This is a genomic window from Holdemanella sp. DFI.5.55 (assembly GCF_020593575.1).
In the GTDB taxonomy this organism is placed as follows: Bacteria; Bacillota_I; Bacilli_A; order Erysipelotrichales; family Erysipelotrichaceae; genus Holdemanella; species Holdemanella hominis.
This window is the reverse complement of record NZ_JAJDMK010000389.1, coordinates 1-233: the sequence shown is the minus strand read 5'-3', so window position 1 is coordinate 233 and position 233 is coordinate 1. Positions and strand designations below refer to the sequence as shown.

Genomic DNA, 233 nt, shown 5'->3' with positions numbered 1-233 from the left:
GAATGCTACCTATTGGCGATTTAACATTACTTTGATTTTTTCAGCTCTATTGATGGCGACTTTAGTTGATTACTTGTTCTTTAATCTGCAGAAAAAATATCCTGATCGTGGTGTTAAGGTCCTGCGAATTCTCCTGTATGCTGAGGCAGCATGTTTAGGTGGGATCGGCTGTTTTCCAAATGATCCGCAATATCACGTCTTGCATGATCGAATCTCAATGTGGCTGGTTTATA

1 protein-coding gene is annotated in these 233 nt (G+C 39.9%); it reads left to right on the top strand.

From position 1 onward, the window contains the following. Positions 1–52: 52 nt before the first annotated feature. The coding region (locus tag LJE08_RS14545; protein ID WP_227403656.1) for a hypothetical protein at positions 53–233 on the top strand (181 nt) is incomplete at its 3' end.